This window comes from Endozoicomonas sp. ISHI1, from assembly GCF_024606225.1.
Taxonomy (GTDB): domain Bacteria; phylum Pseudomonadota; class Gammaproteobacteria; order Pseudomonadales; family Endozoicomonadaceae; genus Endozoicomonas_A.
In genome coordinates this window covers 86,857-109,026 of sequence record NZ_JAGRPU010000011.1, presented here as the reverse complement: position 1 = coordinate 109,026, position 22,170 = coordinate 86,857, and the positions used below count along the sequence as shown (strand labels likewise).

12 protein-coding genes are annotated in these 22,170 nt (G+C 49.1%); 5 read left to right on the top strand and 7 right to left on the bottom strand.

Annotation, left to right across the window (positions count from 1 at the left end):
- Positions 1–239: 239 nt before the first annotated feature.
- The 5 genes from KBW69_RS09280 (at position 240) to aqpZ (ending at position 7,097) form a co-directional block, all read left to right on the top strand.
- Entirely contained in the window at positions 240–1,409 is a 1,170-nt protein-coding gene (locus KBW69_RS09280; RefSeq protein WP_257276118.1) for a Na/Pi symporter, read from the top strand.
- Positions 1,410–1,514: 105 nt separating this feature from the next.
- Positions 1,515–2,261 (top strand): TonB family protein, encoded by a 747-nt coding sequence (locus KBW69_RS09275; protein ID WP_257280690.1) that lies wholly within the window; start codon positions 1,515–1,517, stop codon positions 2,259–2,261.
- Between the two features lie 287 nt (positions 2,262–2,548).
- Complete coding sequence (locus KBW69_RS09270; RefSeq protein ID WP_257276116.1) at positions 2,549–4,153, top strand: esterase-like activity of phytase family protein; 1,605 nt, start codon at positions 2,549–2,551, stop codon at positions 4,151–4,153.
- Positions 4,154–4,353: 200 nt separating this feature from the next.
- The gene (gene pilB, locus KBW69_RS09265; protein WP_257276115.1) at positions 4,354–6,060 is read left to right on the top strand and encodes a type IV-A pilus assembly ATPase PilB; all 1,707 of its coding nucleotides are present in this window, start codon (positions 4,354–4,356) and stop codon (positions 6,058–6,060) included.
- A 326-nt stretch (positions 6,061–6,386) separates the two neighbouring features.
- A complete protein-coding gene (aqpZ, locus tag KBW69_RS09260; RefSeq protein ID WP_257276114.1) occupies positions 6,387–7,097 on the top strand; it encodes an aquaporin Z in 711 nt (236 codons plus the stop codon).
- A gap of 47 nt (positions 7,098–7,144) precedes the next feature.
- Here the strand turns inward: aqpZ and putP are convergent, their stop codons facing one another.
- From putP to KBW69_RS09225, 7 genes are all read right to left on the bottom strand, one after another.
- Positions 7,145–8,635 (bottom strand): sodium/proline symporter PutP, encoded by a 1,491-nt coding sequence (gene putP, locus KBW69_RS09255; protein WP_257276113.1) that lies wholly within the window; start codon positions 8,633–8,635, stop codon positions 7,145–7,147.
- A gap of 159 nt (positions 8,636–8,794) precedes the next feature.
- Entirely contained in the window at positions 8,795–11,965 is a 3,171-nt protein-coding gene (putA, locus tag KBW69_RS09250; protein ID WP_257276112.1) for a bifunctional proline dehydrogenase/L-glutamate gamma-semialdehyde dehydrogenase PutA, read from the bottom strand.
- Between the two features lie 304 nt (positions 11,966–12,269).
- Positions 12,270–14,066 carry a hypothetical protein gene (locus tag KBW69_RS09245; protein ID WP_257276111.1) on the bottom strand — a complete coding sequence of 599 codons (1,797 nt, stop codon included), beginning with the start codon at positions 14,064–14,066 and terminating at the stop codon, positions 12,270–12,272.
- Positions 14,067–14,207: 141 nt separating this feature from the next.
- Positions 14,208–16,304 carry a hypothetical protein gene (locus tag KBW69_RS09240; RefSeq protein ID WP_257280689.1) on the bottom strand — a complete coding sequence of 699 codons (2,097 nt, stop codon included), beginning with the start codon at positions 16,302–16,304 and terminating at the stop codon, positions 14,208–14,210.
- A gap of 137 nt (positions 16,305–16,441) precedes the next feature.
- A complete protein-coding gene (locus tag KBW69_RS09235; protein ID WP_257280688.1) occupies positions 16,442–18,571 on the bottom strand; it encodes a hypothetical protein in 2,130 nt (709 codons plus the stop codon).
- A gap of 96 nt (positions 18,572–18,667) precedes the next feature.
- The gene (locus KBW69_RS09230; protein WP_257280687.1) at positions 18,668–20,461 is read right to left on the bottom strand and encodes a hypothetical protein; all 1,794 of its coding nucleotides are present in this window, start codon (positions 20,459–20,461) and stop codon (positions 18,668–18,670) included.
- 88 nt (positions 20,462–20,549) lie between these two features.
- Positions 20,550–22,115, bottom strand: coding sequence for a hypothetical protein (locus KBW69_RS09225; protein ID WP_257280686.1), 1,566 nt, complete (start codon positions 22,113–22,115; stop codon positions 20,550–20,552).
- Positions 22,116–22,170: the final 55 nt, after the last annotated feature.

Here is a 22,170-nt window from a genome sequence, read left to right as displayed (position 1 = left end):
AACTCAGGTTTCCGCGCTTTAAGGCTCTGTAGGTTCTGGCGTGGAACGAGTTGAGCTTTCAGATACATCAGAAAACGATGACTGTCGTTTTTAGACGGTCTTTGTCCTGACTGCCTGTCATTGATCGACAGGTGTCTGCTTTAAATATTTCAAAAAAAAGTCATAACTGTAATATTTTTGAAATAAAACACCTATATTTTCGCCACCACCTTTATCCAAACAGCACCAAGGTGCAGAAAATGTCTGAAGCAACAAGTCAAGCCAGCACCAAAGCTGACTACAAATACACCAGCAGGCACTATGGACGCATCTGGATGAGAGTTATCCTCTGGATCTACGCTCTCCTGGTTGCCGTCAGCGTAGTGGGCTCTGGTTTTAAAATGGCTGTGGGCGGCGCAGAAGCTGCTGCCGAGCTGTTCAGCTTTGCCAACAATGCTATGCTGGCTCTGATTGCCGGTACCCTTGCCACCGCCCTGGTTCAATCTTCCAGTACGGTGACCTCTGTTATCGTTGGCCTCGTAGCTGGGGGCCTGCCCGTTGAAATGGCGATCCCCATGATTATGGGCGCCAATATCGGCACCACCATTACCAATACTCTGGTCAGCCTGGGTCACATGGGTTGCGACAAGTCCTTCAAACGGGCCTTTGCTGCTTCGACGGTTCACGACTTCTTTAACTATCTGGCGGTTCTGATTCTGCTACCTCTGGAATTGATGACCGGTTTCCTGAAAGATATTTCACAACACGTAGCCGCATTACTGGTAGGTGGCTCTGCTATTGACATGGGCGGCCTGAATTTTATCAAGCCTCTGACCAAGCCGGCCGTGAATATAGTGAAAGAGTTTGCAGGCCTTTTGCCGGACAGCACACTGGGTGGCCTGACTATGATCGCCTTCGGTATCTTTCTGATCTTCAGCTCAGTAGTGAGACTGGGCAAGCTCTTGAAAAAAGTTATGGTCGGTCGTGCCAAGGACGTTCTGCACAAGTCTATTGGTCGTGGTCCGGTTTCCGGTATTGCCTCCGGTACTGTTATGACCGTCATGGTTCAGTCATCTTCTACCACCACCAGCCTGATGGTTCCCCTGGTGGGCAGTGGCGTGTTCACCGTTCGTCAGATGTACCCTGTTACACTGGGTGCTAACATCGGTACTACCATCACAGCCCTACTTTCGGCAACGGCCATTGTCGGTGCAGAAGCCGGGCACGCCATGACCATTGCCCTGGTACATTTGTTCTTTAACGTGTTTGCTGTAGCCCTCATTTATGGCATCAAGTGGCTGCGTGAGATTCCTCTTTACGCTGCGGAAAAGTTGTCAGACCTGGCTGTAAAGAATCGCTCTTATGCGTTCCTTTATCTGTTGCTGGCCTTTTTTGTCATACCGGGCCTGGGGATTTTCATAGCCCGCTAAAGCTTGCTTGATATCCTGAAGAAGCCCTGAGCATGTCAGGGCTTCTCTCTGATAACTGCTTATTTAATTCCTGTTTAATCTGCTATGCTCCGTGGGTTGCAAATCATGGAACAGGAATCAACCATCAGGCACCTGGCCATCCCCCTGACCCTGTCAGTGGTCTTTCACACCTTGCTTTTGGGCTTTATCGGAAGTATCCGGATGCCTGCTCCCAAAACACCGGGTATTCAAATACAACTGGTGTCTCATCACCGCTCTGTCACACCTGCCACTGAAGAAAGCCTGACCGGCACAAACGCGATAAACGACTCGGAACTAACAAAGCATGATTCTCAGAAAGAAAACACTGAGCACACTCAAATCACTGAACAAACAGAGCAGGCTGAAAAAGCAGAAAACAAGAAAGTCATAACAACCAGAGCAGAAAAGAAAGAGATTCAGCAAGAACCGACCAAACACGAAGAAAAAAAACACAGTGATGCAAAGCCTGCCGAACCTCCAGCTTCCACAGTCAGTCAGCAGACAACAGGAGAGCCTGTTGAGGAACTCATCAACTCAGAAGCCGGGCACACAAAACCAGATGAGTTTCAGAAATGGGTGGCTAAACTTCAGTACCGGATCAATCGCTACAAAGTTTATCCCTATCAGGCCAAAAGAAGGCGACTGGAAGGAGAAGTAAAAATGAAAATTGAAATCAACTCTGACGGAACATTGGGAAAGACCAGTGTGCTGGACGGTAAAAAGGCGTTTGAAGCCAGCAGTCTGAAAGCCATAGAACGCTCCCTACCCTTACCGCCCCCTGACAAAAAGCCTGTTACCGTGATTCTCTCCATTCATTATCAACTGCTGTGACATCGACCCCAACGTAAAGTTACAGAAGCCGGTTTCCGGAGTGTATACTTTCCAGAGCTTGGTGTTCTCATTCCTACACTTCAAAAACGCTGAAAAATCCACCAACAGAGCAACAGGTTCTGTTAGCCAGACTTCTTAAAACAGACCACATCAAACCTGGCTCTCAGATTTTAAAATACTTCTTTCCTGCCTCCGGCACTTTAGGAGCGACTTCAGTCAAAAATACACCTGCAATGAAAAATTGTGGCTATCTTTATGGGGTTGTTTCACTTCAGGTGTTGTAATCAATGATGAAAAGAAGAAGTGCCCTGCTTGGCTCAGCGCTTTGCTTCATTCTTTCGGCTACCGGCTGGTCAGAAGAACCCACAGGTAAAGAGGCCCCTCATAAAGGCGTCCGTTACTTGGGCAACCACATAATGCCCTCAGACACCCAGAGAAAGGTCACTCATATTACCGGTGCGCATTTCGTTTCCACCAGAAATGATTCAGCAGGGAGACTGTTCCTGCTTTCTGGAGATGCCGGGGCAGGTTTCACTGGTACTAACGGATGGAGCGTCTTCTCTAAACCCCACTATTACGAGGTCAATTTAAGCAGGCTCAAGCCGGATCGCCAGAACCCTCGTGACTCCATATTCTCACCCAATGATGTTACTGAGTATCAAATCACTGAGGGCAAGTATGCCAGAACCCACCCCCTCTGGCTGAAGGATGGCCATATTTCCCCCAGTAGCATCACAGCGACTCAGGACGGCAAACTGCTGATTGCCTCCAGTCAGAGTGAAAGAAGGGGCATTACCGGCGTTATTGATTACAGGGCTATCGATATCCCCGCTTATGCAGGCTACGGTTACCGACACGCCAATCGTGACGAAACCAGCATTGAGACCAGGAACAATGGTTTCCTGAAGGCCTGGTATGATGCCCATGAATTTTTTTCCGTGCCGATCCTTGACCTGATTCCCGCTGCTTTCCTGCATACCTTCAGGGAAATCCCTTTGCAACTCTCAAAAGGTGTTCACTTTTGTGATGTGGGTCTGTCATCAAAATTTCTGCTTACGAATGCGTATCCCAGAGCAGGTCAGGTGGATAGCGCATTAAGACTGCCCAAACATTTTGAAAACAACAACTGGATTCCTTTACATAAAGGTTTCAGTGGTATTCAGCAGGGACTTGGTGTGAAAAGTCTCGACCATATTCCCGATAGCAACGTTTACGTTGCTGCGGCCGCTGGTCCTCTGGTTCAGGATGCCACCAAGTGGGCTATCAAGGGACATGTCCCACCTGTCAGGGTGGTGACCTTCACTACCGAACGACTGTACAGTGGTGACGAGCTGATGCACGGACAATACTCAAACAGTGATGAGCTTCCCGCCAGGGGTGTAGTTTCAACTCTGTCAGAGAAGCTCTACAACTTCTCTCTTCTGGTTGTCACCCCCACTGTCAGAAAACAGCTAAAGAGTGATCCTGTTCGAACCGTCAGCGATATTGCGGTTCTCAATGATAAAAAGGCTCTGTTCCTTGAGAAAACAGAAATGCCTTATCAGGGTGCTCAGCCCAGCTTTATCACCAAGGTTTATCTGGTCGATCTGAGCAGCGGCAAGAATTTCAAAGGCAATGAAACCTTTGTTGACGAAGCATTGAACAAAGTATTTATGAAAACACCCAAAGACTTTATGTCCAAGACACTGCTCTTTGCCAGCAACCACCCTGATTCTCTGAGACAGATGCCTGACAAACCAGACTTCGATATTCATGAGGCCAATTTTGAAGCCATTGCACTGGGTCCTGATACTGCACAGGGGGACAAAACCTTCATGCTGGTGAGCTACAACAACGGCGAAGTCGAAACCCAAACTCGTCTTCTGCACTTTACCCTGCCGGTCATTGAATAGAGGCTGACACCTGACCTCTATAGAGTGTCGACAACGCCATTATCTCTGGTAATGGCTTTGTCGTTACCGGACTTCCTTTCCCGGGAACGACGCGCCCGCTTCAACACTTTACTAAATATCCTGTTTATGCTCTTGTCTTAGTGCTGATATAGTAGAAATCAGAGAACATACTCAAGAACAATAAAACGGATAGACAAGGCATGGTCGATAAACCTCTGACAGGACTGGCTGCTCGACTGGTTGTCGACCAGCTAATTGATGAAAAGACACTCCGCTCAGCACTTTCACAGGCAACTAAAACAAAGCAGCCCCTGTCCAGTTACCTGATCCGGGAAAAACTGCTCAGCGCCAAAGACATATCCGTGGCTACCGCGGAAGAATTTGGCATGCCAGTCATGGACCTTAACGCCTTTGACCCTGAAAACGTCCCAAAAAACCTGATTCAGGAAAAGCTGATCCGCAAGCACAAACTTATCCCTCTGATAAAACGGGGTACCAGGTTGTTTGTCGGGGTTATTGATCCCAGTGACCATACAGCCATTGACGAAATCCGGTTCAGCAGCGGCCTCATGGTGGATTCGGTAATGGTTGAAGAAGATAAACTGGACAAGTTTATTGATCAACTGCTGGATAGTGGTTTTGATGCCCTGTCGAATTTAGATGACGATGAGTTTGGTAACCTTGAAGAGCTGGAAGTCGGTGCCGTCGAAGATACCGATGAGGAAGTAGCAGGAGGAGAAGATGACGATGCTCCTGTCGTAAAATTCGTAAATAAAATGCTGCTAACCGCCATCAAAACAGGTGCGTCGGACCTTCACTTTGAACCTTATGAAAAAACCTATCGGGTGCGCTTTCGAACCGACGGTGTTCTCCATGAAACCGCCAAACCCCCTTCAGGCCTGGCGCCCAGAATTGCATCCCGTCTGAAAATAATGTCCGCTATGGATATTTCAGAACGACGTAAACCTCAGGATGGCCGTATTAAAATGCGTCTGTCCAAAAGCAAATCCATCGACTTCCGGGTTAACACCCTGCCCACCCTTTGGGGTGAAAAAATTGTACTGCGGATTCTTGATCCTTCCAGTGCCCAAATGGGTATTGATGCCCTGGGTTATGAAGAAACCCAGAAAGAAATGTACATGGAAGCCCTACACCAACCCCAGGGTATGATTCTGGTCACTGGCCCCACCGGTTCGGGTAAGACCGTCTCTCTCTACACAGGTCTTAATATACTCAACACCCCGGAAAGAAACATTTCCACGGCCGAGGACCCTGTAGAAATCAATCTGGAGGGCATCAACCAGGTGAACGTTAACCCAAAGCAGGGAATGGATTTCTCCCAGGCTCTGAGAGCCTTCCTTCGTCAGGATCCCGACATCATTATGGTGGGGGAAATTAGAGACCTTGAGACGGCCAACATTGCCATCAAAGCGGCCCAGACCGGTCACATGGTCATGTCCACACTGCACACCAACAGCGCTCCGGAAACTCTGACACGCCTGCAAAATATGGGAGTTCCTTCCTTCAACATTGCTACCTCTGTCAGCCTGATCATTGCCCAGCGTCTGGCTCGACGTTTATGCAGTCACTGTAAGGAACAAAAAGAGATCCCAAAAGAAACGTTGCTGGAAGAAGGCTTTACAGAAGCGCAGATCGAGGGTGCCAAAATTTTTGGGCCCAAGGGATGTGATCAATGCAGCAAGGGTTACAAAGGCCGTGTAGGCATCTATGAAGTCGTAAAAATCACACCGGCTCTACAGCAGATCATTATGGAAGAGGGTAACTCCCTTCAAATTGCCGAAATTGCCCAGAAAGAAGGGTTTAACAACCTTCGCCAATCTGGATTGTTAAAGGTTCTGGAGGGTATAACCAGTCTTGAAGAAGCTAACCGGGTAACCCTTGAGTAATAACGGCACCCAAACAATGAACATCGAACTCACAAAACCAAATGAAAAGCATTCATATTCATAACTTTGCAAAAAACAAAAAAGTTGTAACGAATGAAAAGTTTTCGAACAGACATTCAAAAAAACACGCTAAAAGTTTAAACAAAAAAACAAACTAACGACCATTTCCTAATAATTTGCAGGACAGAATGGCTTTTACTGACTAAATTGAATCAGGCGAGGGAAGGTATCGAAAATCAATACATTGTCTTCGTATTATAAGTCGGCTTAACAGTCGCTGTTGATGCGATTCCAACTGGTGTGCTGTTAGCTTTAATCAGGAAAATATGATGAGCTTAACAAACAAATTGGCGGCTGAGTTTTTCGGTACGCTTTGGTTGGTATTAGGCGGTTGTGGCAGTGCAGTACTGGCTGCTGGCTTTCCTGAACTGGGTATCGGTTTTGCTGGTGTCTCTTTGGCATTTGGCTTAACCGTTCTGACCATGGCGTACGCTATTGGCCACGTTTCCGGGAGCCATTTAAACCCTGCCGTATCCTTTGGTTTATGGTCCGGTGGCAGATTCCCGTTGAATGAACTGGTTCCCTACATTATCGCACAAGTGGCTGGGGGTATCGCCGGTGCGGCAATATTGTATTTCATTGCCTCAGGCGCACCGGATTTTGATGTATCGGATGGTTTTGCTTCAAATGGCTATGGGGCCCACTCCCCTGGCGGCTACTCAATGGTGGCGGTGCTGATCGCTGAGGTAGTGATGACCTTTATGTTTCTTATGGTCATTCTTGGAGCGACCGATAAGCGCGCTCCCGCGGGTTTTGCGCCAGTCGCTATAGGCTTGTGTCTAACCCTGATTCACCTGATAACCATTCCGGTGAGTAACACCTCGGTTAACCCGGCCCGAAGCACCAGCGTGGCAGTATTTGTCGGTGATTGGGCAACTGCCCAGTTATGGTTGTTCTGGGTAGCGCCTGTTGTTGGCGCCTTACTGGCAGGTAAAGTTTACGGCTGGGTGAGTGCTGAGAATGATGTACGTCAGTAATCCAGTGACTGCTCTTTAAACCGCAGCCACTGGAATACTCATGGCCTTCAGGCCAGAGCTTTTTCTACCCCATCAAACTCATCCACGATTTCCGCTTCAGGCTCGCAAGACATCAGGCTGACAACAACAATGGCAATGAGAGCAAACAAAATGCCTGGCACAATTTCGTAGAGGTCGAAGATACCCCCGGACACTTGTTTCCACAAAACAACAGTGACACCACCAACAATAATCCCCGCAAGAGCACCGTTGCGATTCATACGTTTCCAGTAGAGACTCATGATCAGTGCGGGGCCGAATGCGGCACCAAATCCAGCCCAGGCATATGAGACCAGACCCAGAACGGAGCTGTCAGGCGACATAGCCAGAACAAGGGCGACCAGAGCGATGAGGACTACCGCCAAACGACCAACCATCAAAACCTCTTTCTGCTCAGCATTCTTGCGAATCACTGCCTTGTAAAAGTCTTCTGCCAGTGCAGAAGAAGACACCAATAGCTGAGAGTCAGCGGTACTCATGATCGCAGCCAGAATAGCAGCGAGCAGAATGCCGGCGACGACCGGATGGAACAGTGCGTTGACCAATACCATGAAGATCGTTTCACCATCACCCAGAGACTGATTTGTTTCATTGATATAGAGCAAACCGATCAGCCCCACCAAAATGGCACCTAGCATGGAGATAGCACTCCAGCTCACTGCTATACGACGGGCTGTAGGTACATCCTGTTCCGAACGGATTCCGGCAAAACGCGCCAGGATATGAGGCTGACCAAAGTAACCCAACCCCCAGGCGACCAGAGAAATAATGGCCATCCACCCGAGAGCATTGCCGTCAGACGTGGTAAATGGATTCAACAGTTCGGAGTTATGAACACGCAGCTGCTCAAACACTGACGCATCGGAGCTTCCGGTTTGCAATGCAATAACCGGTACGATCACCATAGCCGCGGCCATCAAAAGGCCCTGAACCAGATCTGTCCAGGAAACAGCCAGGAAGCCACCGAACAAGGTATAAGAAATCACACAGAGCGTTCCGATGATGACCGCCCAGCTATAATCAAGGCCGAATACTGTTTCGAACAACTTGCCACCGGCAACCAGACCGGAGCTTGTGTAGAACAGGAAGAACAGCAGGATAAAGAGCGCCGATACTACCTGCAGCACCTTTGAAGTATCACGGAAGCGATTGGTAAAGAATTCCGGCAGGGTGAGGGCATTTCCGGAAGCTGCGCTGTAGACACGCAGACGACGGGCCATCAGTAACCAGTTCAACCAGGTACCCACCAGCAGGCCACCGGCCAACCAGAAGGCTTCAACGCCTGATGCAAAGGCATAACCCGGCAAACCCAGCAGAAGCCAGCCACTCATATCAGAAGCGCCTGCACTCAGGGCAGCAGGCCAGGGTCCCAAACTGCGTCCACCCAGAAAGTAATCTTCAGAGTCTGAAGTCCGCTTCCAGGCCCAGAGGCCTATCATCAGCATCATGCCCAGATACACGACAAACGTCATAATTGTCGCAAAGGTATTTATAATCATTATTTTTCTCCATACTGCATAACTTGTCCTGAGTACTGTCAGACAGAAATTTGATCCGCTCCCAACAGAGACACAGGCAAGATTTTGTTTTCAGAGCATCTGAAAAAGAGTAAAGGCTACAACCCTGCCCCTAAAGCCATAAAGGGCAGGCAAAGACGATCAGTGACCAGCCCCCAGAGACAACAGCGTGGCGTTACCACCGACTGCCGTTGTATTGATAGTGCGGGTACGTTCAGTAGCAAAGCGATACAGATAGTGAGGTCCACCGGCTTTTGGGCCTGTGCCGGAGAGTCCCTGCCCACCAAATGGCTGAACACCAACTACTGCACCAATCTGATTACGGTTTATGTAAGCGTTACCTACCTTGAGGCTCTGCTCAATGTAAGACGAAGTCGCTTCGTTGCGGCTGTGTACCCCCAGAGTCAAACCGTAACCTGTGCCGTTAATTTCCTGAATCACTTTATCCAGTTCAGAAGCCTTATAGCGGACCACGTGAAGAATCGGACCAAACTGTTCCTTTTCCAGTTGGCTGATGCTCTCAATTTCAAAGGCAACCGGCGCAATAAAGTAACCTTGATTGCACTCAGCGCCCAGATCCACTTCAGCAATCAACCGTGCTTCCTGCTTCATGCGATCGACATGAGCCTGCAGTCCTGTGTGGGCAACTTCGCTGATGACAGGACCAAGGTCTGTTTCGTGCAGAGCTGGATTACCCACCTTCAGTTCTGCCATCGCACCGACCAGCAAGTCCTCAATACGTTCAGCAATATCATCCTGAACGTAGAGAACCCGCAGAGCAGAACAACGCTGCCCGGCACTGGCGAAAGCTGACTGAACAACGTCATTAACGACCTGCTCCGGCAGAGCAGTGGAGTCTACGATCATGGCATTCTGACCACCGGTCTCAGCGATCAGTGGAATGATAGCGCCCTCACGCGCAGCCAGAGTCTGGTTTATGAGTCTCGCTGTCTGGGTTGAACCGGTGAAAGCGACACCAGCAATTCGGGGATCGGTGGTCAACTGATGACCAATATCCTTACCTTCACCCGGAACCAATTGAATCACATCGGCAGGCACGCCGGCTTCCAGCATCATCTCAACAGCACGTGCCGCAATGAGAGTAGTTTGCTCGGCGGGCTTAGCCACAACGGTGTTACCAGAGGCCAGAGCCGCGACAACCTGCCCCAGGAAAATAGCCAGAGGGAAGTTCCAGGGACTGATGCAAAGGAATACACCACGACCGGTCAGATAAAGCTCATTAGATTCGCCGGTAGGCCCGGGCATAACCTGAGGTGCAGAGAATTTCTCACGAGCCTGGTTGGCATAATAACGACAGAAGTCAACCGCCTCTCGCACTTCATCGAGACTGTCGTGAATCGTCTTGCCGGCTTCTTTGTGACAGAGTGCCACCAGCTCTTCAAGATTGGCTTCCAACAGACCTGCCAGCTTTTCAAGGCTCTGGGCACGAGTTTCTACTGGCGTCTGATTCCAGCTGTCAAACGCCTTGTGAGCCACTGAAATAGCCTGATCCACTTCTTTTTCTCCGGCGTAATACAGACGACCAGCCAGCTCACTGAGCTGATAAGGACACTGCACATCTACCGCTATTCCAGTTTCAACCTGTTGACCGGAAATCACAGGGCCTTTCTGCCATGTTTGGCTCATAAACTTCTGAACCGATTTCGAAAAAGGCTGCCATTGGGACTCAATATCGATATTTACACCTATGGAATTGACTCTGTCCCCTCCAAAAATATCTGAAGGTAAGGGAATTCGGTCATTGGCCAGAGAGCTGTGTTTCTCAAGCACACTGACAGGATGATGCACCAGATCCACCGCAGGCGTCCTGGCATCCACCAGACGATGAACAAAGGATGAGTTAGCTCCATTTTCCAGTAGTCGGCGCACGAGGTAGGGCAGCAAATCTTTGTGACTACCCACGGGTGCATAAATGCGAACGTCTGATTTTTCCTGATCCAGCACTGTGTTATAGAGGGCATCGCCCATTCCGTGCAGACGCTGGAATTCATATTGTTTGTGTTCAGCCATGCTCAGAATGCTGGCGACAGTATGAGCATTGTGGGTAGCAAACTGGGGATAAATAGTCCCTTTAACAGGCTCACTCAGCAGAAAACGTGCACACACCAAATAAGCGACGTCTGTTGCTTCTTTGCGAGTATAAACCGGGTAGCCGGAATATCCTGACTGCTGACACAGTTTGATTTCACTGTCCCAGTAGGCGCCTTTTACCAAACGCACAGGAATTTCATCACCCTGCTCTTTTGCCAGAGCAGCCAACCAGGCAAGAACGGGGAGTGCTCTCTTACCGTAGGCCTGAACAACCAATCCAAAACCACCCCACCCCCGGCATTCAGGATGACGGTAGAGCTTCTCGAACAGTTTCAGTGACAGCTCAAGGCGATCTTGCTCTTCGGCATCAATGGTGATTCCCACATTCAGACTTCTGGCACTTCGAATCAGTCCCAGCACACTGCCAAACAGTTCTTTAAGAACACGGGCTTCATTGGCCACTTCATAACGGGGATGCAAGGCAGACAGTTTGATAGAAACGGTGGGACGAAGGCCTTTATCACCGATACTCTGTTCCAGGCCAACGGACTCGACAGCCGCCATATAGGAAGCCAGATATTTCTGTGCATCTTTTTCGGTCAGTGCCGCTTCACCCAGCATATCAAAAGAATAGGTGTAGCCTTTCTCTCTTGGCTTTCGACCATTCTTAAGCGCTTCTGAAATCGTGCGACCCAGTACAAAATGCTCACCCATAATTTTCATCGCCTGATTCACAGCCTGACGAATCACGGGCTCACCCATTTTTTTAACCAATCGACCAATCACGCTAGCCGGGCGGCCGTCTTCAGACTTGCCCAATGTCACCACCTTACCGGTCAACATCAGCCCCCAGGTGGAAGCATTCACCAATAGTGAGTCACTTTGTTTGAGATGTTTTTCCCATTCAGCGACACTGAGCTTGTCGCGAATCAGGGCATCCGCAGTTTCCGAGTCAGGAATTCTCATCAGGGCTTCTGCGAGGCACATCAGCAGAATACCTTCACGGGTATCCAGACTGTATTGCAACAGCATGGAGTCAATCATATGAGTGGAATCTTCCCGGGCTCGAACCTGTTCGACCAGGTCGGTGGCTCGTCGGGTCACTGCAGCGAGCTGCTGCGGATCAGGCCTGGCCAAACCGGTCAGCTGTGCCAGCAAGGCTGACTCATCCACGCTGTATTGTGGAGAAATAGCCTCCCAAAGTTTGGCTGGACTCTGCTGGATGAATTCAGGCTTAAATACGGCACTAGCCTCGAACATGCGGTGTCTCCCCCAGTCACGGCAAACGTAATCCTATGCCGTATGATCAATCTAATCGGAAAATGCCTGTGTTTTTCATACCTATTGATGATGGCATTTCCACTAAAGGCGAATTAGCAGCCTCCAATGGCTTTTGGCCAGTGCACAATCATGCACAAAATCAAACAGAATTCCCAGATCTAAAGAACAGATTTTTCAATACTCCATATGCACTTTTTTATAGGATTTCCAGGACACATATTGCGGCTCAGCAGCTGTATCCAGCAATTCATTCACTTTACCTTTTGAGTCCGGGCAGAAGTCATCACTCCTGATTCACATCAACCACCTTGCGTTTTCGATGTCTTGTCTTATGTTCCAACAGCGCCATAACATTCTTACAGACTGTCCCACATGGTTGTTGCTGGCCATCCTTCCCGATCACGGTGGCGTCACAGATTTCTTGCCCGGAGTGGCATTCGCTTTTGTGATCCGACAGGGCGCGGGCGCTCTTGAAAGCCGCCCCACATGCCCATTGCAGGCCATCTTCCCTGACTCCTAACACGTCACATATTTTTTGTTCACCGTGGAATTTGCTTTTGTGTTGCACCAGGACGCGACCATTTTTGCAGACTGTCCCGCAGGGCCACTGCTGGCCATCCTCTCCAACTACGGTCATGTCACAGTTTTTTTGCCCGGTGTGGTATCTGCTTTTATGAACCCTTAGAGATGGATTATTCTTGAAGACAAGCCCGCATGGCCGTGGCTGGCCATCGTCCCCGACCAGAGTCTCGTCACAGGTTTGTTGCCCGCTGTGGACTACTTTTTTGTGAGATGACAGAGATAGAGCATTTTTGCAGACCATCCCGCATCTCTGCTTTTTACCGTCCTCTCTGACCACATCCACGTCACAGATTTGTTGCTCGTTGTGGTCTCTTTTTTTGTGATACGACAGGGCATTAGCATTCTCACAGCCCCTCCCGCATGGCCTCGTCTGGCCACCCTCATCGATCACGAGTACGTCACAGGTTTGTGGCCCGCTGTGGAATCTTCTTTTATGACACGACATACCTCGGGCATTCTTGCACACCGCCCCGCACTCCCACTCCCGGCCATCCTCCCCGACTAGTGTCTCGTCACAGATTTGTTGGCAGTTATCTTTGGCCTGTATTGCGCCGGACTGTGAAAGGTGAGCCTGGCTCTGACTCGATTGGGATGATTCAGCGGTGGTTTGTTGTGTTTCTGAATGGTCAAGCAATATGGAAATTCCGATTTCTTCGAAAAGACTCTGAAATATTTGATCAGTGACGTATGGGGATTGCATGGAAGAGAGATCAAACCATGTTTCGAAAGGCGGGTTTTGCAGTAAATTTGTGGTGCTTGGAGGATCACAATACACCATGCAACGAAGGCAGCACCCATAAGCCAAATGAGAGCATGAGCTTTGTCCGGATGTTGCTTCTGTCTGGATGGTCGAATTTTCTTCAGAATTCACCGGCCTTTCAGATCGTTCTCCGCTATCGGATGGTGGCCGGAATTGACAAATGCCACTGCAAGGATAGGCGAAACAATTTAAGCCTAAAGTATGCGATTTTTTTTGAGGGCCTCCGTTACCGTCGCTATAGTCAACATTCAGTGGACTGGTGAGAGAGCCTGTTTGATGAGAGGAAGCTTCTGTTTTTTCCTGAACGGATGATTCTGAAGGCTGGCCTTGTTGTTGCCTATGTTCAGAGCCAAACATCCTGATGATGGCCGCAAGTGAGCGATCCCCCTGTGTCAGCATAGATGTTACTTCCTGCTGTTCAATAGGGTTAAACAGTGTTGAATCCGGGCTCGAATAAGGGATGGCGCTTATAGGAACATTCTTGGCGATCAGGATCAATTCAAAAGCGGCCAGCAGGCAAGTGGCATATGGCCACTGCCATGAAGTCGATTCAATGATAGATATTTTTGCTCCATAACGGCCAATCCCGGATCGTTTGTTATCAAACAGCGAGCCCGGTCCTGCATAGCCGTTTGCGTCGGCCATGTCTGAAAATGTATTCAGGTGACGCTTCATAGAAAAGCTCTGGTTTGGAAAACCTGTTTTCTCTCCAAACTCAACAATAAAAGGTTCTGTCAACGTTTCGGCCTGGCAAACAGCAGACAACAAAAATACCAGCAGTGCCGCAATGAGTGAGTGTTTAATAATTCCATCCTTGCTTTCTGGTTCACAGAGAGGAAGGATAGATCAAGAAAACCTCGAGAAAGGGCGGATGTCAGATCAGGGACTGATGTCATCGATCTGGTCCAAATCAGCAGGCTTGCGTTTTCGATGTATTTTCTTGTGATCCCACAGGGATTTAGCATTCTTATAAATCATCCCGCAGGGCCGTTTTTGACCATCCTCCCCGATCACGGTCGCATCACAGACCTGCTGCCCGGTGTGCTTTCTGCTTTTGTGATTCCACAGGACATGAATATTCTTGCAAACCTTTCCGCATGGCCGCTGCTGGCCATCCTCCCCCACCACTGTTACGTCACAGGTTTTTTGCCCGTTGTGACATTGGGCTCTGTGAGCCGACAGAACTGCAGCATTGCTACAAACCTTCCCGCATGGCCGCTGTCGGCCACCTTCCCCGACCACTGTGACCTGACATTTTTTTTCCCCGGTGTGGTCTTTTAGTTTATGGTGCAACAAGGAATTAACATTCTTGCAGACCTTCCCGCATGGCCGCTGTTGTCCATCCTCCCCGACCACAGCTACGTCACAGTTTTTTTTCCCGCTGTGGACGTTTCTCTTGTGATTCCACAAGGCTACAAAATTCCTGCAGACCGCCCCACACGGCCGCTGCTGGCCATCCTCCCCGATCATGGTCACGACACAGGTTTGTTGCCTGGTGTGGGCTCTTGTTTTGTGCCCCCACAGGGCGTTACTATTCCGGCAGAGCACCCCGCACGGTCGCGGCTGGCCATCCTTTCCGATCACGGTTACATCACAGTTTTTTTGCCCACTGTGGTATCTGTTTTTGTGTGACGACAGCGATTGAAGATTCTTATAGGTCCTGCCGCATGGTCGCGGCAGGCCATCCTTTCCGATTACAGTCACATCACAGTTTTTTTGCTCAGTGTGGTATCTGTTTTTGTGTGACGACAGCGATTGAGCGTGCTTATAGACCATGCCACATGGCCGCTGCTGGCCATCTTTCCCGACTATGATCACGTCACAGGTTTTTGGTCTGCTGTGGTCTCTTTGTTTGTCATCTGACAGACCTTGAGTACTCTTGCCTCCCCCCCTGCAAAGCCGCCACTGGCCATCCTCCCAGTCTTCTCCCGTCTCCCAGACGCATTGTTCGATGTTGTCTGTTGCTTGCATTGCGCCTGACTGTGAAAGATGAGGCTGGCTCTGACTCAGTTGGGATGATTCATTGTCTGTTTGTTGTGTTTCTGTATGGTTAAGCATTACGGCGATTCCGATTGCTTCGGAAAGATTCAGTAATAGTTGATCAGAATCCCAAAGTTCTTGAAGGGGGGGGAGATCAGTCCATGACTCGAAAAGCAGTTCTTTTTGGGAATCTGCAGCGTTCTCAGGATCAAAATGGCCTATGCAACGAAGGCAGCGTCCAACAGCTGAGTGGGGACATGAGCTTTGTCCGGATTCAGCTTCTGTTTGGCTTGTCGAACTTTCCCCCGAATTCAGCGACAATTCAATAGCCTCCGTGCTAACGGGTGATGTTCGGAGTATACAAACGCCACGACAGGGATAGACAAAACAATTCAGACCCAGAGTATGCAGGTGTTTTTGAGGGCCTCTGTTGCCATCACCATAGTCAGTATTTAAGTAGCTCATGGAAAAGCCTGAGCGGTGGGTAGTTGTCTCCGGGGCTGGCTGGCTGGATGACTCTGATGACAGGTTTGGTTGTTGGTTGTGTCCCGCGCCAATCATCATAGTGATGGCCGCAAAGGAGTGCCTCCCCTCTGTCAACACAGAGGTTGCCTCTTGTTCTTCAATCGGGTTAAACAGCGGTGAATCGGAACTCAAATAGCTTTTTAAAATCCAGGCGACAACGATAACCACTTCTACAGGTAGCCATGAATAAAGGGTGATGCTCATAGGAGCATCTTTGGTGGTAAGGATCAGTTCATAGGCAACCGGTAGGTGAGTGGCATAAAGCCACTGCCACGAAATCGATTCAATGATGTTCGATTTTGCTCTGTGACTGTTAATCCTTTGTCGTTTTTTATCGGGTTTTGAATCTGATCCTGCGTAGCCGTTTTTGTCGGCAATGTCTGAAAAATTATGCAGGTCATGCATCATAGAAATGCTCTGGTTTGAAAAACCTGTTTTCTGCCCAAGTTCAACAACAAAACGTTTTGTCAACGCTTCGGTCTGGCAGACAATAGAGAACGACAGTAGCCCAAGCGATAACGCAAAGAGTGAATATTTAATAATTCTATCCCTGCCTTCCGGTCTAGAAAGAAAGGATAGATCAAGAAAATGAAAAGGCAGTTGTCAAATCAGGGACCGGGGTCATCGCTCTGGTTCAAATCAGCAGGCTTGCGTTTCCGGTGTTTTCTCTTGTGCTCCGACACAGATTCAGCATTCTTGCAAATCCTGCCGCATGGCCGTTGCTGACCATCTTCCCCAATCACGATCTCATCACAGGCTTGTTGCACGGTGTGCTCTACTCTTTTGTGACTCGAGAGAGCGCGAGCACTTATGCAGGCCTTCCCGCACGGTCGCGACTGACCATCCTCAGCGACCACAGTCATTTCACAGGTTTGTGGCTCGCTATGGTGTCTTCTTTTATGATCTGTCAGGCTTCCGGCATTTTTGCATAACTTCCCGCAGGGTCGCAGCTGGCCATCCTCCCCGACCATGGTCACTTCACAAGTTTTTTGCCCGGAATGGGCTTTGCTTTTGTGAACCGACAGAGCTAAGGCATTCTTGGAAAGTTTCCCGCACGGCCACGGCTGGCCATCCTCCCCGACTACGGTCACGTCACAGACTTTTTTCCCGGTGTGGCATCTTCTCTTGTGATTCAACAGGGCGCGGGCGTTCCTGCAGAAGGTTCCGCATGGCCGCTGCTGGCCATTTTCTCCAACCACCATCGCGTTACAGGTTTTCTGCCCGGAGTGGTATCCGCTTTTGTGCTGTGACAAAGCCTGAGCACTCTGACAGACCCACCCACATGGCCGCTTCCGGCCACCCTCTCCGACCAGGGTGACACCACAAACTCGTTGTCCGCTATGGGTTCTTCTTCTGTGACTTACCAGAGCAATAGTATTCTTGCAGACCTTCCCGCATGGCAGCAGCTGGCCATTCTCTGCGACTACTTTTACTTCACAGGTTTGTTGCCCGCTGTGTGCGATTCTCTTGTGATTCAACAAGGCTTGAACATTCTTGCAGACAGTCCCGCATGGCTGCTGTTGACTATCCTCCCTGACTATGGTCACGCCACAGGTTTGCTGCCCGCTGTGGATTTTGCCTTTGTGATCTGACAGGGCTTTAATACTTCTGCAGACTTTCCCACATGATTGCTGCTGACCATCCTTCCCAACCACAGTCATGTCACAGGTTTTTTGTGCGATGTAGTCTCTTTGATTCGTCAGAGCTTGTTGGTGATGGGCGGCCCCTCCGGAAGGAAGGCAACCCGAAAATGGAGTCTCCGTTGGGTCTGTGAGATTGGGAGCCGTACAGGAAATCCCGTTTTCTTCCGGAAGACAATGATTGCTCAGACTGAGTAACCCATCGATTATAACCCAGTCATCAGCGTTGGCAGACAACTTCCCGGGCACTTGTACATCATCATTAAATCTCCCTTCAAGGGCATTGGCACAGGCGGGCTCCGCACTCATTGAGTGTGTAGCATTTCCAAAATCAAAATGGTTTATGGAGCTAAGGCAGTGTTCATTCACCGAATGAGAACGTGAGCTTTGTCTGGATGTTGCTCCTGATGGTCGCAATTGACAGACGCCATAACAGGGATGGATGAAACAATTTAAACCTAAAGTGTGTGAGTATTGTTCAGTGTCTCCGTTACCACTGCCGGAATCAGAATAAAGGAGGCTGGTGAAAGAGCTTGAGGAGTGGGTGGTGGCTGCCGAAGCTTGGTGGCCGGATGATTGTGATGTTGGATATTGTAATGAGCTACCTCCAGAACCATGCATCATAGTGGTGATCGCAAACGGGTAACCCCTCTTTGTCAGCATAGAGGTTACCTTTTGTGGTTCAATCGAAAAAAACAGCGGTGAATTGGGCTTCCAATAGCTTTTTAAAAGCCGGGCAACAACGGCAACCACTTCTACAGGTAGCCATGAATATAAGAGAGAGCCAAAAGGAGTATCTTTCGTAGTCGGGATAAATTCGTAACCAACCAACAGATGAGTAGCATAGAGCCATTGCCACGAACTCGACTCGATGATGGTCGTTTTTACTCCATAATTGCAAACACTGTGTCGTTTTTTATCAGCAAGAGAATCTGATCCTGCATAGCCGTTTGTGTCAGCAATGTCTGAAAAGGTGTGCGGGGCACGCTTTCTAGAAAAGCTCTGGTTTGGAAAATCGCTCTTCTGTCCAAATTCAACCACAAAACGCCTTGTCAACGCTTTTGCCTGGCTGAAGATAGACAACAACAATATCAGCAACAGTGCCGCAAAGAGTGAGCGTTTAATAATTCTATCCTTGCATTTTAATTTACAGAGAGGAAGGATGGACCACCCCGTGAAAGGGCGGGCGTCTGATCAGGGACTGAGATCATCCTCCTGGTCCAGATCAGCAGGCTTGCGTTTTCGGTGTTTTCTCTTGTGCTCCGACATAGATTTAGCATTCTTACAAATCCTCCCGCATGGCCGTTGCAGACCATCTTCCCCAATCACGGTCACATCACAGGCTTGTTTATCTGTGTGTACTCTGATTTTGTGATTCGATAGAGCATGAACATTCTTGAAGACTGTCCCACATCGGCGCTGTTGGCCATTGGCCCCGATCATGGTTACATCACAGCTTCTCTGCCCACTGTGACATTTGCTTTTGTGAGCTGACAGAGATGCAGCATTTTTGCAGACTTTTCTGCATGGCCAATGCTGGCCGTCTTCCCTGACTACTGTTACGTTGCAGGTTTTTTGCCCGCTGTGATCTCTTCTTTTGTGGTACGACAGGGAATTACTGTTCTTGCAGACCCTCCCGCATTGCTGCTGTCGGCCATCTTCCCCGACCACGATCGCGCCACAGGTCTGTTGCCCCCTGTGGAATTTGCTTTTGTGATCATTGAGGGCGCAAGTACTTCTGTAGATCATCCCGCATAAGCGTGGCTGACCATCCTCCCCGACCACAGTCACGTCACAGATTTGTCGCCAGCTGTGGCATAGACTTTTGTGATCCGACAGGGCTTTAGTATGTCTGAACATCGCGCCGCATGAACGCTTCTGGCCATTTTCCCCGATTACTTTTACGTGACAGGTTTTTTGTCCTCGGTAGTCTGTGAATTGTGGTGTACCTGACTGTGAAAGTTGAGGCTGGGTCTGACACAATTGAGATAAGTCAGTGACTGTTTGTTCTGTCTCTCTAAGGTTAAGTGTCATGGGACTTCCGAATTTTTCGCAAAGACTCTGTGGTGGTTGGTCAAAGTCGCATCGAAGTGGTATACGAGAGAAATCAACCCATCTTTCGAAAAGCGGTTTATGTCGAGAGTGTTTAGCGTTTTCCGGATCAAGATCCCCCATGCAAAGCAGGCAGTATCCAAAAGCCAAATGGGGGCATGGGCTTTGTCCGGAGGTTGCTTCTGTTTGGTTTGTGAAACTTTCTTTTAAATTCAGCGACCAACCATCAACCCCACTGCTATCGGATGATTGTCGCCATTGACAAACGCCACAACAATGATCAACAAAACAATTTAAACCCAAAGTATGCAGCTGTTTTTTTGGGCATCTGTTACCGTCGCCACATTCAGTATTCAGGTGGCTGCTGCGAGAGCCTGCAGGGTGGATGTTGGCTTTTAAGGCATGTTGGCTGCATGCTTTTGATGGCTGCCCCTGCTGTGGGGTTTGTTCAGAGCCAACCATCATAGTGGTGATCGCAAACGAGTTATCCTGACTCTTGGTTTGTTGTTCAATGGCGCTAAACAGCGGTGTACAGAGGTTCCAATAGCTTGTTGAAAGCAAGACAACAGCGACAACCACCTCTAAAGACAGCCATGAGTATGGGTTGACACATATAGGGGCATTTTTGGTCGTCGGGATCAATTCGTAAGCAACCAGAAGATCAGTGACGTAAAGCCATTGCCATGATATCGATTCAATAAGGGCCGTTTTTACCCTATAACCTCCGGGCCAGAGTGGTTTTTCGTCAGGTGGCGAATCCAATACCGCATAGTCCCTTGTGTCGGCAATGTCTGAACATAGATGCTGGTCACGCTTTATAAAACAGCTCTGGTTTAAAAAACCTGCCTTCTGTCCGAACTCGACAATAAAAAGCCTTGTCAACGCTTCAGCCTGACAGGCAAAAGACGACAATATCAACAACAGCGGCAGTGCCACAAAGAGTGAGTGTTTAATAATTCTATTCTTGCTTTCTGGTATACAGACAGGAAGGATAGATCAAAGAAATGAAAGGGCGGGTGTCAAATCAAGGTTTGGGGACATCGTACTGATTCGCACCAACAGTTTTGCGTTTTCGATGTCTTCTCTTGTGGTCTGCCAGGGATTTAGCATTCTTACAGACCAGCCCGCATGGCTGCAGCTGCCCATCCACCCCAACCACGGTCACGTCACAGGTTTTTTGCCCCGTGTGCTCTCTCCTTTTGTGATTTGACAGGGCATAAATATTCTTGCAAACTCTCCCGCACTGCCGCGGCTGGCCATTCTCCCCGACCACTGTTACCCCACAGATTTTTTGCCGACCGTGAGCCCTGCTTTTGTGATCCGACAGGGCGTTAGCATTACCGAAAACCTTTCCGCATGGCCGCCGCTGGCCAGCCTCTTCGAACACGGTCACGTCACAGGTTTTTTGCCCGGTGTGGTTTCTCCTTTTGTGCGAAGACAGGTAACTGGCACCCTTGAAAACCTTCCCGCATGGCCGCTGTCTGCCATCCTTGCCGATCACGGTCACGACACAGACTTCATGCTTAGTGTCGTATTTTTTTTTGTCATTTGACAGGGCTTTTTGACAATGGGTAGCACCTTCGGAAGGGAGACAATTCAAAGCTGAGTTCCTCATTGGGCGTGTGGAATGGGTAAGCGTGATGGAAATCCCGTTTCCTTCTGGAAAACTATGACCAGCTAAACTGAGTAACCCATCGATTATAATCTGGTCATCAGCCGTGACAGACAAATCCGCGGGTATTTGCACATTATCATTGGGTGCCCGGTCAGAGGCAGAGGTACAGATGAGCCCGGTACTCGTTGATTGTGTAGCGTTTGCAGGATCAAAATAGTTTATACAACTAAAGCCGTGTTCATTCGTCGTGTCTGGGTATGAGCTTTTTAGGGATCCTGATAACCGGAATTGACAAACGCCATAACACGGATGGACGAAACAATTTAAACCTAAACTGTGCAAGTATTGATGAGGGTCTCTGTTACCACCGCCATACTCAGAATACAGGAGGTGAGCGAGAGAGCCTTTAGGGTGGCTGGTAGCTGCCAAGACTTGCTGGCTGGGTAATTCTAATGGCGAGTATTGAGATGGGTTGTCACCAGAGCCATAAGTCATAATGGAAGTCGCAAACGCATACTCTCCCTTCAGCAAAGATATTGCCTTCTGTTGCTCAATCGGCTTAAACAGCACTGAATCGGGGTTCCAATAGCTTTTTAAAAGCCAACTGACAGTGATAACCACTTCAAAAGGTAACCACGAATCTGGTTTGGCGCCCAGATGAGCGTTTTTGGTGGTCAGAATCATTTCGTGATCCATCCACAGATGAGTGGCGTAAAGCGGTTGCCTCGAAATCGATTCAATAGTGATGGTTCTTATTCCGTAAATAACAGGTTTGTGTCGCTTGCTATCAGATGATAAGTCAAGTCTTACACAGCCGTTTTTGTCAGCAGTGACTGACGGGCTTTGCGACAATGTATGCCGACCACGCTTTATAGAAAAACTCTGGTTTGGAAAGACTGCATCCTGTCCAGGCCCAACAATAAAACTTCTTGTCAACGCTCCGGCCTGACAGGCGACAGACAACAACAGTAGCAACTGCAGTACTGCGAAGAGTGAGTGTTTAATAATTCTATCCTTGTATCCTGGTTTA